General features: G+C 59.8%; 19 protein-coding genes and 4 pseudogenes. 15 read left to right on the top strand and 8 right to left on the bottom strand.

The annotated features are described in order from the left end of the window. On the top strand, window positions 1-235 hold a 235-nt coding region (locus E4K64_RS38205), incomplete at its 5' end, for an integrase core domain-containing protein (RefSeq protein WP_135161597.1). Between the two features lie 184 nt (window positions 236-419). Here the strand turns inward: E4K64_RS38205 and E4K64_RS38200 are convergent. Continuing rightward, the gene (locus tag E4K64_RS38200; protein WP_126262115.1) at window positions 420-740 is read right to left on the bottom strand and encodes a hypothetical protein; all 321 of its coding nucleotides are present in this window, start codon (window positions 738-740) and stop codon (window positions 420-422) included. A gap of 59 nt (window positions 741-799) precedes the next feature. After that, the gene (locus E4K64_RS38195) at window positions 800-1,393 is read right to left on the bottom strand and encodes an HdeD family acid-resistance protein (RefSeq protein WP_135167560.1); all 594 of its coding nucleotides are present in this window, start codon (window positions 1,391-1,393) and stop codon (window positions 800-802) included. A gap of 607 nt (window positions 1,394-2,000) precedes the next feature. On the opposite strand from E4K64_RS38195, the gene E4K64_RS38190 reads away from it, so the two are divergent. Both E4K64_RS38190 and E4K64_RS41810 read left to right on the top strand, forming a co-directional pair. Next, the gene (locus E4K64_RS38190) at window positions 2,001-2,399 is read left to right on the top strand and encodes an AidA/PixA family protein (RefSeq protein WP_209311906.1); all 399 of its coding nucleotides are present in this window, start codon (window positions 2,001-2,003) and stop codon (window positions 2,397-2,399) included. Beyond that, window positions 2,348-2,503 carry an AidA/PixA family protein gene (locus E4K64_RS41810; RefSeq protein WP_347338660.1) on the top strand — a complete coding sequence of 52 codons (156 nt, stop codon included), beginning with the start codon at window positions 2,348-2,350 and terminating at the stop codon, window positions 2,501-2,503. Before E4K64_RS38190 ends, E4K64_RS41810 begins: the two co-directional genes overlap by 52 nt. Before the next feature lie 128 nt (window positions 2,504-2,631). On the opposite strand, the gene E4K64_RS41480 is transcribed toward E4K64_RS41810, so the two are convergent. Then, window positions 2,632-2,943: a hypothetical protein gene (locus tag E4K64_RS41480; protein WP_235884946.1), complete on the bottom strand. Its 312-nt coding sequence runs from the start codon at window positions 2,941-2,943 to the stop codon at window positions 2,632-2,634. 227 nt (window positions 2,944-3,170) lie between these two features. Between E4K64_RS41480 and tnpA the strand changes: the two genes are divergently transcribed. The 3 genes from tnpA to tnpC (E4K64_RS38170) all read left to right on the top strand — a co-directional run bounded on the left by tnpA (window position 3,171) and on the right by tnpC (E4K64_RS38170) (window position 5,076). Continuing rightward, a complete protein-coding gene (tnpA, locus tag E4K64_RS38180) occupies window positions 3,171-3,593 on the top strand; it encodes an IS66-like element accessory protein TnpA (protein ID WP_235884945.1) in 423 nt (140 codons plus the stop codon). After that, window positions 3,590-3,946 (top strand): IS66 family insertion sequence element accessory protein TnpB, encoded by a 357-nt coding sequence (gene tnpB, locus E4K64_RS38175; RefSeq protein WP_126262118.1) that lies wholly within the window; start codon window positions 3,590-3,592, stop codon window positions 3,944-3,946. The genes tnpA and tnpB overlap by 4 nt, the downstream gene beginning before the upstream one ends. 101 nt (window positions 3,947-4,047) lie before the next feature. Beyond that, window positions 4,048-5,076, top strand: coding sequence for an IS66 family transposase (tnpC, locus tag E4K64_RS38170; protein WP_164719150.1), 1,029 nt, complete (start codon window positions 4,048-4,050; stop codon window positions 5,074-5,076). 91 nt (window positions 5,077-5,167) lie between these two features. On the opposite strand, the pseudogene E4K64_RS38165 reads toward tnpC (E4K64_RS38170), so the two are convergent. After that, window positions 5,168-6,192 (bottom strand): annotated as a pseudogene (locus E4K64_RS38165) (IS110 family RNA-guided transposase). Here E4K64_RS38165 and tnpC (E4K64_RS38160) point away from each other — a divergent pair. From tnpC (E4K64_RS38160) to E4K64_RS38140, 5 genes are all read left to right on the top strand, one after another. After that, window positions 6,136-6,912, top strand: coding sequence for an IS66 family transposase (gene tnpC, locus E4K64_RS38160; protein ID WP_126262120.1), 777 nt, complete (start codon window positions 6,136-6,138; stop codon window positions 6,910-6,912). The pseudogene E4K64_RS38165 and the gene tnpC (E4K64_RS38160) overlap by 57 nt on opposite strands. A gap of 47 nt (window positions 6,913-6,959) precedes the next feature. Further along, window positions 6,960-7,559, top strand: a complete 600-nt coding sequence (locus E4K64_RS38155; RefSeq protein ID WP_135167559.1) for a UPF0149 family protein — start codon at window positions 6,960-6,962, stop codon at window positions 7,557-7,559. Between the two features lie 949 nt (window positions 7,560-8,508). Continuing rightward, on the top strand, window positions 8,509-8,733 hold the full coding sequence (locus E4K64_RS38150; protein ID WP_235884944.1) for a hypothetical protein: 225 nt from the start codon (window positions 8,509-8,511) through the stop codon (window positions 8,731-8,733). A gap of 229 nt (window positions 8,734-8,962) precedes the next feature. Beyond that, window positions 8,963-9,241 (top strand): hypothetical protein, encoded by a 279-nt coding sequence (locus E4K64_RS38145; RefSeq protein WP_126262122.1) that lies wholly within the window; start codon window positions 8,963-8,965, stop codon window positions 9,239-9,241. A gap of 83 nt (window positions 9,242-9,324) precedes the next feature. Continuing rightward, the gene (locus tag E4K64_RS38140) at window positions 9,325-9,528 is read left to right on the top strand and encodes a cold-shock protein (RefSeq protein WP_104466254.1); all 204 of its coding nucleotides are present in this window, start codon (window positions 9,325-9,327) and stop codon (window positions 9,526-9,528) included. 384 nt (window positions 9,529-9,912) lie between these two features. Here E4K64_RS38140 and E4K64_RS38135 read toward each other — a convergent pair whose 3' ends face one another. Next, entirely contained in the window at window positions 9,913-10,107 is a 195-nt protein-coding gene (locus E4K64_RS38135) for a hypothetical protein (protein WP_126262123.1), read from the bottom strand. 28 nt (window positions 10,108-10,135) lie between these two features. Here E4K64_RS38135 and E4K64_RS41720 point away from each other — a divergent pair, with 28 nt between their 5' ends. Next, a complete protein-coding gene (locus E4K64_RS41720) occupies window positions 10,136-10,429 on the top strand; it encodes a GMC oxidoreductase (RefSeq protein ID WP_283810201.1) in 294 nt (97 codons plus the stop codon). A 468-nt stretch (window positions 10,430-10,897) separates the two neighbouring features. On the opposite strand, the gene E4K64_RS38125 is transcribed toward E4K64_RS41720, so the two are convergent. Continuing rightward, entirely contained in the window at window positions 10,898-11,122 is a 225-nt protein-coding gene (locus E4K64_RS38125) for a helix-turn-helix domain-containing protein (RefSeq protein ID WP_347338661.1), read from the bottom strand. Between the two features lie 338 nt (window positions 11,123-11,460). After that, window positions 11,461-11,713, bottom strand: a pseudogene (locus E4K64_RS38120) (transposase); the annotation flags it as partial. A 6-nt stretch (window positions 11,714-11,719) separates the two neighbouring features. Here E4K64_RS38120 and E4K64_RS42010 point away from each other — a divergent pair. From E4K64_RS42010 to E4K64_RS38110, 3 genes and pseudogenes are all read left to right on the top strand, one after another. Then, window positions 11,720-11,835: pseudogene (locus E4K64_RS42010) on the top strand (IS110 family transposase); the annotation flags it as partial. An 84-nt stretch (window positions 11,836-11,919) separates the two neighbouring features. Beyond that, window positions 11,920-12,443: pseudogene (locus E4K64_RS38115) on the top strand (ATPase, T2SS/T4P/T4SS family); the annotation flags it as partial. Then, complete coding sequence (locus tag E4K64_RS38110) at window positions 12,440-12,703, top strand: hypothetical protein (protein WP_126262125.1); 264 nt, start codon at window positions 12,440-12,442, stop codon at window positions 12,701-12,703. The pseudogene E4K64_RS38115 and the gene E4K64_RS38110, both read left to right, overlap by 4 nt. A 100-nt stretch (window positions 12,704-12,803) precedes the next feature. Here the strand turns inward: E4K64_RS38110 and E4K64_RS38105 are convergent. Further along, on the bottom strand, window positions 12,804-13,083 hold a 280-nt coding region (locus E4K64_RS38105; RefSeq protein WP_135167558.1), incomplete at its 5' end, for an integrase core domain-containing protein.

The raw sequence follows: 13,083 nt of genomic DNA, 5'->3' as shown, positions 1-13,083 counted from the left end.
CATCAGTATGGACGGCCGGGGCGCCTGGCGGGACAACGTGTTCGTTGAGCGGCTGTGGCGCAGCGTCAAATACGAGGAGGTGTATCTGCGGGCCTACGACAGCGTCAGCGACGCTCGCGCCTCGATTGGCCGCTATCTGGACTTCTACAATTGCCGCCGTCCACATTCGAGCCTTGACGGCAGCACACCGGATCAAGCCTACTTCACCCCGCTGCCGCTCCGCACGGCAGCCTAACCCCGGCAGAGGCTCCACTTATCGACGCGGATATTCTGTTCAGACAACCGGGGCCAGCTCATTCGTTAGCGCGGCAACGTTAATCTTCTGACTTTTCGAATTAGCTGCAATAGTGATCTCCGTTGAGAAATCTGCGTCTTGCCCCCAACCCACTCGGCCAAGATAGATGCCGGAATTGTCCCATTCACGCGCTGGCGTGACCACTCATCAGGGCGTAGCTTTGATAGTTTCCCGCGTGACCGTTGATTCTCAATACCAGACGATGGTCTTTGCCCTGTGATGAGATATGACCATTCGCGTAGATCTTGATAAAACTGTCTGAAACGGATGCGAATTTAATATCAAAAGTGGAAACGCTGCCGAATTCCTTAGTCACGGCCTTTGTATTGCTCAGCACTTCTTGCGCGTGAAGGCCGTCCCACGTCAGTAGAGTTGCGAACAGAAGTAAGGGGAAGATTGCGCGATGATGTTTCGCAAATGCAGTCTCCAGCGGGTGAGGCTGCACGCTCCAAGCTGTTATTTTCCTGCATGTCTTTCTCCTTCGAAACCAACGGCGCCCGGCAATTACGTCGACGATCGTGCCTTCACGATGGGACTGCGGCGTAGGCCGAAGCTGACTCCAATCCAGCTCGCGCCCGCCACGACTAGATCGACCCCGAGAAACAGGCCCAGAATATAAACACTGTTTATCGGCCAACGGGCTAAGATCAACGATCCAATCAGCAGAGTAATGACGCCGGATATCGCCAGCCAGGACCGGGGCGTTGCGCGTTTCATGCTGAACGCCAGGATCAGGCGCATGATGCTGGCGGCGACCAGCGATGCGCCGAGCGCCAGCGTAAGCAGCACAGCGGCGAGCGTAGGATTATCAAATGTCACAAGCCCCGCGACGATGTAGAGCGCACCCAAAAGAGCGCATAGCAAGAACTTGCCCCAGGTCTTAACCTGGATAGCATTGATCACTTCGGCAACGCCGGCGGCGATCATCATCACGCCAACTAGCACCACACTCGCCACCGTCGCGAGCGCAACGCTACCAAGCGCCACGAACCCAGTGATCAGATAAACTACGCCGAGGGCGAAAACCCAGCCCCGCTTTGGTAGCGAAGCGGTGCCCGGACCAGCTCGAAGCCGCACGATATCAGACGAACTTGTCATGGAGGTCTCCGGTACCAAAGCTGCGCCGCAGCATGGCGCCTAGCCATCGCTTTGTTGCGATCAGGGTTGAGCTTGCGGGTCGTTGCGAGCAGCCGACTCAGTGTGCTTATCAATCTATTTGCTCGCCTGCTGGGTGCCATCCGCATCGTGACCTCCTCTCCTCGGGCTTGGACCGCATCCCAGGACGCGGGAGGACCACAGTACTAAGCCCGGCGAGGCGATGTCGTAGGCCGAGCAATTGGCGTGCCACGCTTTGCGAGCCGCGCGTCGAGAGCGAAACTAGTTTCTTCGTGACGCGATCGTGAAAACGCGGCCGTTTGTGGCAGCTTGCCGCCAAACGTCTTAAGTTCGACGCGCATGAACGCGACAACATGAACATCTTGCGCGTAGCGGCGATTGGCCTAACTGCATTCTCGAGGGGGGGTATGCGCGCCCACACGACGGAGTTGGACAAACACGAAGACCGAAAGCTGTCATCCATCCGGTACATTACCCTCCTCGGAGCCACTGGTTACAGTACTCCCATGGCTGAGCGCTCCAGAATCGAGATGGGGAGTGACGACCCTCGGCGAAAGCCGAACATTCCTCTTTGCAATGGAGAAGCATCATGTCCAGAGTCACAGACATTCTCGTTGCCTTTGATACGGAATCCATTCTTCAGAAGTACTCGAATCCGAGCAAAAGACCGGACAGCCCCACTCTCATTGACTTTCGCCATGTCTACATGATCACAAATCAGGACAACGTGATCAGTGGGCAAGCGGGCGGCGAGCTCGACCTGAAGGCCCAGGTCGGGGATTTGATTCGTTGGCGCGAGACCAGCCTCTCCCTTGGATTCGAGAAGTCAGTGATCTTCTACCGCTTCATCGGAAAAGTAGGGAACGAGCTGATCTCGACGCCGCCCCGCGGAAGGCGGAGGCCTCGTTCGCGCATCCCAATCCTAGCAATCCGTCCGTGCCGACATGTCAGACGATCGCCAATTACTATTGGTCCTCGGAAACTTTGAGTATCGGACGAGTTCCCTACCATTTCAACTTCATGGTCGTCGATCGCAATTGCAGCGCGCTGGGATACTTCTCGTGGGATCCGTTCATTAGCATCCACAATTGATGCGGATGATCATCAAGGCGTCGAAGGAAGCGCGCAGCGGGGCAACGGCCATGATCCCAACCACCCTCGACTCCGAGGGTGGCATGAAATGGCAGGTGCGGAGCTTGCGGTCCGGAGGCGTGCCGACCTCACCCGTCGTCCCTGGCGGATCGGCCTTCTCGACCAGCTGTCGCTTTTTTCGCGTAGTTCTCGAATGAGACCGATCCGCCGTCAGCACCATCCAGTTCGGCCGGTCCAAGCACTTGGCAAGCTCCGCGGTTGCCGAGTATCCCACGGTCGGGAGGAAGGGAAACAGCAATGGCCAAAGACAGACCTATGGGATCGCGCAGGAACACGCTGATGTCCTTTCCCCCTTTGAGCTTGTCCTGCGCCGAGCCTCGACCGTCGCGACGCCCAACTTCGATTTGTTGCAGCCGGGCAACCAAAGCATCGACGACCATTTCTGGCAGAGTCAAGTGCTGGCCGATGGCGTGGCGGCTTGCGATTTGAACTTCATGGTCTTGAACAAGGCCTGCTTGGTGCTGGGATACTTCCGAGGGAGGTGCCGTAGTCGGCCGCTCCGAGCGCGGTCGTTCAATCGATAGCGGTACGACGACCTCACCTCGTTTAGGTGGGCGAGATGAGCGAGACTCGTGCGTGGATAGACAACGTGAGGGACGCTCATTCCATGCATCAAGACAGACATCAAGACAGGCATGATGCCGCCTCCTATCAGCGGATCGAGGTGATCACGGGGGAGAGGCGACGGCGCAGTTGGAGCGATGCGGAGAAGGCGCGGATCGTGGCCGAGAGCGCCGATCCGGAGACGAGCATTTCCGAGGTGGCTCGACGCAACCGGGTGAACCGGGGACTGCTCAGTGTGTGGCGGCGCCAGGCGCGGCTCGCGTCGAGCGAAGCGCCGCAGTTCGTGCAAGTCAGGCTCGACGCCGCCGTCGAGGCGCAGCCGAACGCGATCGATAAGGCGCATGTTCTGGTGAGTCCGGCCGAGCGGATCGAGGTGATGATCGCGGGCGCGACGGTGCGCGTGCCCGTCGGCGTGGACGCCGCGACGCTGGAGCGCGTGCTGGCGGCGGTGAGGTCGACGCGATGATCTCGTTCGGTCCAATGGTCCGTGTGTTCGTCGCGACGCAGCCGATTGACTTTCGCAAAGGCGTTCATGGCCTGGTCGCGCTGGTAGCGGAGGGATTGAGCGGTAAGCCCTATAGCGGCGACGTGTATGTCTTCCGATCGAAGCGATCGGATCGTTTGAAGCTTCTGGTTTTTGACGGCTCGGGAATGGTTCTAGCGACGAAGTGGCTCGAGAATGGGAGCTTCGCCTGGCCACCTGCTCGCGAGGGTACGATGCCGGTGACGGGGGCACAACTGGCGATGCTGATCGAAGGTCTTGCGGAGTGGTCGCGTGTGGTCCCGAAGGTGACGAAGCAGCCGACGAAAGTTGCCTGAATCGTCTTGTTTTGCTGGCGATTGCGAGTGTGTTCGTGTAGCTCTGCGATATGGCGCTTCGCCCTGAAGATCTCCCCTCTGACCCTGCGGCTCTCGCCGAGATGGTGCTGGCTTTCGAAGGCGAGAACGACGATCTGCGCGCAGAGATCGCCACGTTGAAGAGCCTGATCTTCGGCGCGCGATCGGAGCGCTCGGCGATCGTCTGCGCCGAACAGATCGCGCTCGATCTGGAACGGACTGCGGGCGCGCAGCCTCCGGCCAATGACGACAAACCGGACGCGCAGAGACCGAAGCGGCGCAAAGCGAGGCGCAACATCGGCGCGCTACCGGCGCATCTGCCCCGGGTCGAGCGGGTGATCGAGCCGGCGTCCACGCTGTGCCCGTGCTGCACGGGACAGATGCATCGGATCGGCGAGGAGAGCAGCGAAGCGCTCGATCGGGTTCCCGCGTGGTTGCGTGTGCTCCGCACGATCCGTCCAAAATACGCCTGCCGCTCCTGTGAGGGCCCGATTGTCCAGGCCCCGGCACCGGCGCGGCTCGTCGAGGGCGGCATGGCGACGACGGCGCTGATCGCGCATATCGCCGCGGCCAAATATGCCTGGCAATCGACGCTCTACCGCCAGACGCAGATCCTGGCGGGCCAGGGTGTCGTCGTCGACCGTCAGACGCTGGCGCGCTGGATGGGGAGCGCGGCGTGGCTGGTCAGGGGCCTCTACGATCTGCAACTGAAGACCATGCATGGCTTCGAGCGGCTGTTCTGCGACGAGACGCCGATGCCAGTTCTCGATCCGGGACGCGGCCGCACGAGGATCTGCCAGTTCTGGGCGCATGCGACGGACGATCGGGCGTGGAAGGGTCCGGCGCCGCCCGCGGTCGCCTATGTGTTCGCAGGCGGTCGCGGCAAGAAGGAGATCGTGGCGCAGTTGGCCGGATTCGAAGGCGTGCTGCAAGTCGACGTGTGTGGACGCCCCGGTAAATGCAAGCAAAATCTCACTTCGGTACAGGCATGTGGTCGGGTGCTGACGTGTGTCCGGCCTCGTGATGCGACTTCGACACGTCGCGGGCCCTTATGGAATGCGTGGATCGGATTCAATTCGGCTACGCGTGCTTGTTGGCACTCATCGACTTAATGATTCTTCCAATCCAGTCTCTGACCGTTTGCCCATAATCCTCCGTTTGACCTTACCACATTCCCGACGTCTCGCTGCCTCTGATTCTGCGTTACGCAGTACCAGAAGCCGGAGCTTGATAGACGCCACCGTGGGCCATCAAGGCCCAAGCGATACGCGCCATTTGTTTGCCAAAGCGACTGCGATCAGCTTTGGGGGCTTCTTCGAAACCATTCTCGCCAGCCAGGATCCGGCTGGCGCTCCATATCGTCTTGCCCATCGCACCACGGCGGTTGCACCAAGAACAAGGAGGCGTCGAAGATCTCGTTGGCCCATCCTGGAGATTTGGCCGAGCCTGTCCTTACCTCCGGATGAATTCTGTTTAGGCGTGAGACCAATCCAGGCCGCGAAATCACGGCCTTTGGAAAACGTCTCCGCCGAGGGCGCTAAGGCTTCCATCGCTGTGGCGCAGATTGCGCCGATGCCCGGAATGGTCATCAAGCGTGAGGCGACATCGTCCTGTCTGGCACGAACCCGTAGTCCCTTCTCCAGCTCTGCGATCTGCTCCGACAGGGATTCAATATGCTCTAGGAGATCCTGGCAAAGGCCGCGGGCGAGATCGGGCAGGTCGTGATATGTTTCCATCAGCTCCTTCAAACGAGGGATGTGTCTGATACCCTGAGCGACGATCAAGCCGTATTCCATCAGATGTCCGCGTAACGCATTGATCGTCTGCGTTCGCTGCCGAACCAACAGGCGCGAACCTTGAATGCCATGGAAGAAGCCTGCTTCTCGGCGCTCTTGACGCCGACGAAGCGCATCGTTGGGCGCGACGCGGCTTCGGCGATCGCTTCCGCATCTGCAGCATCGTTCTTCTGGCGCTTGAGGAATGGCTTCACGTAGGAGGGATTGATCAGCCGGACATCGTGACCGAATTTACCGATCTCCTCGTCCCCAGTAATGAGCACTGGCGCAGGCCTCCATCGCGACCACACAGATTGGCAAGCTGGCGAAAAACTCGAGCAATCTGCCGCGGTTGAGCTTCTTGCGTAGAACAACCTTCCCGTCTGGCCCCGCGCCGTGGATCTGAAATACGTTTTTTGCCAGATCCAAACCAATGATGCTAATCTCGTTCATGGACGTCCTCCTTACCGGGTCTTAAACACCCGCACTTTGGCACATTTGATGCCGTCGGGGGGCGTCCACTCCATCGGCTATGCGGCCTACGCCTCGCTGGCCGGCGATGCGAAGATGTCGGGCCAGATCCAGCTGGCGTATTGTCTCGTTCACGCGCGCCGCAACTTCGTGAGGGTGCGCAAGACGACGAACTCACCCTTCGCCGCGGAGGTCATCGAGCGCATCGCAGCCGTCTACGCGATCGAGGAGAGGATCCGCGGTCTCGGCGCCGGGGAACGCCGCGCGGCGCGACAGGCCGAGACGAAGCCGCTGATGGAGGCGTTGAAGGCTCGTCTGATCGCGGTGAAGGACGGGATCTCCCGCCGCTCGACGCTCATCAAGGCGATCGATTACATGCTCGAACGCTGGCAGGGCCTGACGGCATTCCTGGATGACGGGCGGATCGAGCCGGACAGCAACACGGTCGAGCGATCGATCAGGCCGATTGCGATCGGAAAAAAGAACTCGTTGTTCAGCGGCGACGAAGGCGGGGGCGAGACCTGGGCGGTACTCTCTTCGCTTCTTAACACGGCCAAATTGAATGGCCTCGACCCCGAGGCCTATCTCGTCGACGTTCTCGAACGCATGGTGAGCGGCGCCACGAAGACCCACCAGCTTCATGAACTTCTGGCCTGGAACTGGAAGGCCGCGCGCGAAGCCGAAAAGCGTGCCGTGGCATGACGAAGCGGAGGCAACGGCGAGTAACGCATAAGCCGGTCAAGACGACGATGGCGGACTATGCCATGTCATTCGAGCGGCTCGGGCAATGGATGAGCGAGCGCGCCAGGTCGCCGACGCTTCGGCATCCGCGGGCGACGTCGCTCTCCATGCTCGACGGCGCAGTGGCCGCGGTCGTCGCTGGGCCGGTCTCGATGGCCTCCGAGGAATGGGTGTGCCCGCTCCTCGGCGTCGATCCCCACGCCTTCAATCACGACACCGAGGAGTTCTCGGCGATCGCTGCCACGCTGATGCGCCACAACGCGATCAGCGAGACGCTGTCGACGAGACCGGAGAGCTTCGAGCCGCTGTTCGTGCGATCGCCGGACGGCGACGTCGACCCGCAGCCTTGGTGCATGGGCTTCTACGCCGTCATGAAGCTTCGGCTTCTCGTCTGGTCGCGGCTTCTCTCCCCGAACGGAACCGAACACCTTATGCTGCGGCCGATCCTGGTCCATTGCATCGATGACGCGGGTCGGCCCTTTCTGCCCCCGGCCCGGCGCACACTGGGAACACAACCCATCGTCCAAAACGCCTGGCGCGACATTCCAGCAACCGTCGAGGCCCTGCGGCAGTTCTGGATGCCTATACGCTTCAAGCGTGGCGCGTAGGCCGTCCGCGCCAAGTCCGTGGCCCTCTCGTACCGTTTACGTTCAATCCCGAACTCGGCTGGGAGTCCTGTGAGACCTCCTGGAATAGCCAGTTCTCGGGATGTCGCTAGGCCCGTTTAGCGGCTCAAATTTCATGTATCGACGAGGGTACTGGCCGTGATCGAGAAGGCCAGCCGCAGCAAGGAATCCTGGACTCTTAACTCGATGCGGCGCCGAGCCTTATCGGCGGCCCCTACACACGCCCCCGTCTTACTGCGGATGCATCGTCCGCCCGGAACGAAGTGGGGGGATGCGGCTCGTCCGTCGAAGCTTCGCCGCGAGCGGGAACACTTGCATCCAATGGCGGACGAACGGTCGATACGGCCGGAACGAGGACACGCGGAGCAGCTGTAATCAGGAAACTGACTCGCTGTCGATGCGCTGACCTTTGTCATGCTAATGCGCTCGAAGGGCGCGCAGGAGGGGTAACCGCGATTAGACATTTTCGGGTCAAGCCACTTAATCAACAATCGGCGGACAGCATCCGCGACCGCCCCGACATGCACTTTGCCCATCGACCGGCCGCTCAGGCGGCGCTTGCGACCCCGTCAACTATCAACCCTTGCAGTTGATGGAGGTGGCGGAAACGTGGCAATCGTCGTCGATACCCGTCGGGGGCGTCGAATTCGAAACTGGGGTTCAGAAGAATGAAACAATTGCTGGCGGGCTGCCTACTCTATACGAGGCACCCCAGTTTGTAGCCGACGTTGATAAGCTGGGGACTTTGGCGGGTGGCAAGCTTAGCGATGCGGATCATGAGTAGCATGTCGAACACGATTTAAAGTCGTGCCTGCATTGCGGCCAAGCAATTACCGACCAACGAAAAGCGCTGCTCGCAGCTGCTTTTGACGACAGACTCTCCAAGTTCGTCATCGAACTGAACACTGCCACGCAACATGCAGGTAGCTGCGTGGAAGCGCTGGCTGCCGCGAAGACCGCGATACCTGCCGCTGCTCAGCTGTCAGCCGAATTTCAAGCGCAGTTTAAAGCTGCCGTCCTAACGTTCACCGCAGCATTGGATGATGTCAGACCCCTGATGCTGACGGTATTAAGTGCGTTGCGGGAGCGAAAGGACGCGCCGACCCGTCCAGCATCAGAAAAAGGGCTCGAGAAGCAATTCGTCGCCATTTCGTAGCTACCAGCGCCGACGAATATGCGAAACACGTCAGCGGGATTTCCAATGCTACAGCGAAGGAAGCTGCGGCTAAGGAGAAAGTCGAAAAGCTGGAAGGGGACATAACCGCGTCACAGTATCCGCCGCTTCGAACGACAACGGGTCGCCCTATACATACACCAGCGCGACAGTCGGCAGGCCAGGGTGTCCGCAGGCACCCAGATATCGGTTGTGTTCGGCTTGGCTGAAGATGGAAACGCAGATTTCATATGCTTCCCGCATTGGTCTCGTTGCCAATAGCGCAGCGGCGGTTTCCGGCATCGGGATGGATGCGACGAACGCATTCATCGGCCAAGGAGTTCTTGCGGGTGGGCCGAACACAACGCAGGTTGGTGGAACGGCCGCCTATTCCGCTCCGCCTTTGCTTGGCTTCCACGTGTTCTCGGCCAACGAGCAGGGAGACAGTACCAACGCAAACAACATCAATGTGGCCAGCCAGAATGCATTCAGCGTTCTAGCGAGGATGTAGCGTTGGTGCGAGCGCGACGCGACAAGCCATTCTTTTGTCGGAGTCGCGCACTACTTTTCATTTTTAAAACATGGAGAAGTTAGGTGGCAATTGGGACAGTGAAGTGGTTCAACCCGACAAAGGGGTATGGGTTCATTCAACCGGATTCGGGCGGCAATGACGTCTTTGTCCACATCTCCGCGGTTGAGAAGGCTGGTTTTACTTCGCTCGCAGAGGGCGCAAAAGTCAGCTTCGACATCGTGAAAAATCGCGGAAAAGACTCGGCGGAAAATCTACGAATCGAGTGATGCACCACCCATTGTGTTGCTCAACAGAAAGGCCGCAGTGGTACGCCGCTGCGGGCGGCCGAGGAGATCGATCGGAATTGGCCGATGGATAAGGCGCTATTGTTCGCGTGGGCGTTCGGGCTTGCAGCCTTGGTACTGTTCGTGGCGCTATACCTGCCCTGGCAGTGAGTTGGCGACTCGCGACGGCGCTGCCTGCGATCCGAGACTGATTGCCAAGCCACGTGAGGCTACGACCAGTCCTGGTAGTTGTGCCACGCCCATTTCCGATAGATGTATCCCATCGTCAGATTCTTTCGCCGCTGAGGCTGGCTGCGTAGAAGTTAGCGGTGCGTGGTAGGGACAGCGCTCTACCTCCAACGCTTCGGGCGCCGAGTCACGTTGCCGCTAACGTTCCCGCTGTTTAGGTCGCGCGGCTGCCACCGTGAACCCGGTGTGATCCTTGAGGCTATCGATTACCTTGAGCGCGGCTTCGAGTTCATCTCGAAGACGCTTCGTAATCCGCAGAATGCCGCTCGCGAGCTCCTGAATATCGCCGACATCCTCGTCGACCCCGAGGGGAGCCTCGAGAAGCGGAACCATTGGGAGAAAACCAGCCACGCGCTCTTGGTTGCCCCCGTTCGGCTCTCATGTCCTAAAGTTTTGCGAAGCGCCAGCATTGGGAGCCGGACGGGAAGCTGACGAAGCCTACATTCGCAAAGCAACTGTCCCCTTCTTTCATCCGGTCGGGACTTGCCGCATGGGAGCAGACGATCGAGCGGTTCTCAGCCCTTCTCTTCAGGTGAGGGGCACCGAAAACTTGTGGGTCGCGGACGCCTCCATCTTTCCTCGTCATATCGCTGGGAATACCAACGCGACGTCTATTATGATCGGAGAAAGGGCAGCAGATCTCATCCATCCGTAAGTCGTTATTCCGTAAATCCAAGTTGGAGAAAATCCGTGGCGCATAGGAAGGATGGGAACAGGCACGCATGCATTCGACATCTGTCGTGCTCACTTAGGATCGCACGACCACGATCGTGCGCGTTATCCTAATTGTGTCGCGCGCCATGGAAAACTGCCCCCTCATATTGCTCAGATGACAATGTTACCGAAGCGCACCCTCCCTGAATCAGCTGCCGCGAGTCCGGGCAGGCCGCTCGCGAAGCGCGCCCTCCGAGCGAGCGCCGTAGCGAGCGGCTTGCGGTGACTCGGCGAAAGAACATGTCGGGATTAGATACCAAAGCAGACTTGTGCATGTCCTTATCGCTTCGTGCTATGCCTTCGACGAGACGTGCCTCATGTGGAAACATGCTGCGCGTTGCATAATCCTGCCGACCGGCGTTGCGTTGTCGAGATGGCTTGTGTTGCTCTCCCGTCGCCGTATGAATGGCTACCGCTTCTTGCGAGGCAGATGCGGCCGCTTAGGCCGGTGGGGCGAAGTCTTGAGAATGCTCGCACAGCTCGACGGCTTAACAAAGAGATCGAACGGATGAACGCTGAGCGCTTCGGAAATGCGATCGAGAACATCAATCGTCGGATTTTTCGATTGGCGCTCAAGACCGGCCAAGTAGGAACGGTCGATCCCAGCCGCGCGAGCCAATCGTTCCTGCGACATACCACGTTTGAGGCGGATCCGACGGACGTTCCAGGCCAGTAGCGCGCGAGGCTTCATGTGTCGAAGCTTGCCATTCCCTCGATCGGTTAAACACTGGCTATCGCCTACCATTTAGATGCAAGTCCGCATTCTCGCCGCACAGTGCCGACGAAGGGACGGCAACTTGCATGTGTGATATTCCTAACAAACGAACTAGTCGAGGCGCCTGCGGGCCTCAGGCTGTCAAGGACAAGAAGCACAGGCCGTGTAGTTCCCCGGACCCCGGCCCAAGCGTCCGGGGTCCGGTCCGCACCACTGCCAACCCCCGCTCATTGCCGCGCTGCTAAAGCGTGATGGCATTAGGTTTGATAGTCTGAATTTTTGAGGTAGTTGGCGCATTCCTCGGGGGAAGGCATCGAGTGCTTGGCCGATTGCGGCGCAGACCGCGTCGACGGTTCGCGCCGCCGCTTTGCGGAGCAGGTGCTTGAGCTTTGCAAAGACCTGTTCGATCGGGTTCAGGTCGGGCGAGTATTTGGGCAGAAAGAAGAGTTTGGCGCCGACCGAACGGATGAGCTGTCGAACCGCTTTGCTCCTGTGGCTGCCGAGGTTATCCAAACGCAGCGGCTTGGGGCGATATCAAAGCGCGGGAATCGACGACTTCGGACGTTGCTGATCGTCGGTGCGACCTTGATCATCAAGTTGCTTGACGAGGCTTGAATGCCCCGCTCTGGATTCATGCCGGGACGCGATGACCCCACCAGAGCTGGCGCGAGAAGGTCCATGGCCGCATCCAGTCGAGGCAGGTTTTTTCCCGCTGCTTGACGGCGGGACAAGCAGGCGTGCTCCGCGAAGCCGTTGCCGCCCGCAGGAACATCTTGGTGGCCGGCGGCGCCTCGACCGGCAAGACCACCCTGACGAACGCATTGCTGGCCGAGATCGCCGGCACCGCCGATCGCGTGGTCCTAATCGAGGATACGTGTGAGCTGCAATGCCGCGCGCGGAACCCGGTCGCGCTGCGCACCAAGGACGGCGGTGCGTCGCGTCCCTGTCTGATCTGGTCCGCTCGTCCCTGCGCCTCAACCGAATTCAAATTGGCGAAGTCCGCAGCAGCGAAGCCTTGGAGCTGCTCAAAGCCTGGGGCACGGGGCATCCCGGCGGGACCGGAATGATTCACGCCGGCACGGCGCTGGGCGTGCTTCGCCGCCTCGAGCAGCTCATCCAGGAAGCCCTCCTCACCGTTCTCAAAGCGCTGATCGCCGAGACCATCGATCTCGTCGCGGTGCTGCGCGGCCGCGCCTCACTGACTATTTTCTCGAACCGGAGCGGGCATCAATCCACGTGATAGCCGAGCTGCGGGGCGACCAGTTCAGAATGCCCGCCATGGAGCCGCTAGATCGAAGATCGAAGGAAGATATTTTCGGCTGCCGAAACTTCGCAACGGTTGATCGGCGCGACCTACAACATCCGCTGAAACAGGAGCTGGGAATGGACAAGGTCGTGCATTACGTAGTCAGCCAACTTCCGGTGATCGGCGCCGACCCGGCGGTGATCAACTACAATCGGATTGATCGCCTTCGTTTCGCCCCTCAGGCGGGCGCATGACGCATCCTGAGGATATTCGCGACCTGCTCTTACGGTTCACAGGCCCCGACGCTAACGCAGACGCTTGCGCGAATCGAGAGCGTGGTCTGAGCCCCTCGCTTCATCCAGCAATGGGAAGATTCCTGGTTGAATATGAGCCCATGGGGCTCGGTGAAGCAACGGGGTGGGGCGCGGAGCCCTCGGCATAGCGCAGCGTCCCGCCCCGTTGCGGCCCGGGAGCGTTGCGTTTGGCGTATTCAGTCGGAGTGAGGTTGCCCAGGGCGCTGTGCGGTCTGGCGTTGTTGTAGTCATCTTTCCAGGCCGCCAGCACGGCTCGAGCCTGTGCGAGCGAAGTGAACAGTGTCTCATTGAGAAGTTCGTCGCGCAGGCGCGCGTTGAAA

Origin of the sequence: Bradyrhizobium frederickii (genome assembly GCF_004570865.1) — a bacterium.
GTDB lineage: Bacteria > Pseudomonadota > Alphaproteobacteria > Rhizobiales > Xanthobacteraceae > Bradyrhizobium > Bradyrhizobium frederickii.
Note: the sequence above shows the minus strand (reverse complement) of the source record. Positions and strands in the feature narration are given on the sequence as shown.

Excerpts from the sequence above, each read along its gene's own strand:
- tnpB (WP_126262118.1), top strand. The coding sequence starts at position 3,590 with ATGATCTCGTTCGGTCCAATGGTCCGTGTGTTCGTCGCGACGCAGCCG.
- tnpA (WP_235884945.1), top strand. The coding sequence starts at position 3,171 with ATGCATCAAGACAGACATCAAGACAGGCATGATGCCGCCTCCTATCAG.
- E4K64_RS41480 (WP_235884946.1), bottom strand. The coding sequence starts at position 2,943 with ATGGTCGTCGATGCTTTGGTTGCCCGGCTGCAACAAATCGAAGTTGGG.
- E4K64_RS38195 (WP_135167560.1), bottom strand. The coding sequence starts at position 1,393 with ATGACAAGTTCGTCTGATATCGTGCGGCTTCGAGCTGGTCCGGGCACC.
- E4K64_RS38145 (WP_126262122.1), top strand. The coding sequence starts at position 8,963 with ATGGAAACGCAGATTTCATATGCTTCCCGCATTGGTCTCGTTGCCAAT.
- tnpC (WP_164719150.1), top strand. The coding sequence starts at position 4,048 with ATGGTGCTGGCTTTCGAAGGCGAGAACGACGATCTGCGCGCAGAGATC.
- E4K64_RS38190 (WP_209311906.1), top strand. The coding sequence starts at position 2,001 with ATGTCCAGAGTCACAGACATTCTCGTTGCCTTTGATACGGAATCCATT.
- E4K64_RS38125 (WP_347338661.1), bottom strand. The coding sequence starts at position 11,122 with ATGTCGCAGGAACGATTGGCTCGCGCGGCTGGGATCGACCGTTCCTAC.
- E4K64_RS38135 (WP_126262123.1), bottom strand. The coding sequence starts at position 10,107 with ATGGTTCCGCTTCTCGAGGCTCCCCTCGGGGTCGACGAGGATGTCGGC.
- E4K64_RS38155 (WP_135167559.1), top strand. The coding sequence starts at position 6,960 with ATGGCGGACTATGCCATGTCATTCGAGCGGCTCGGGCAATGGATGAGC.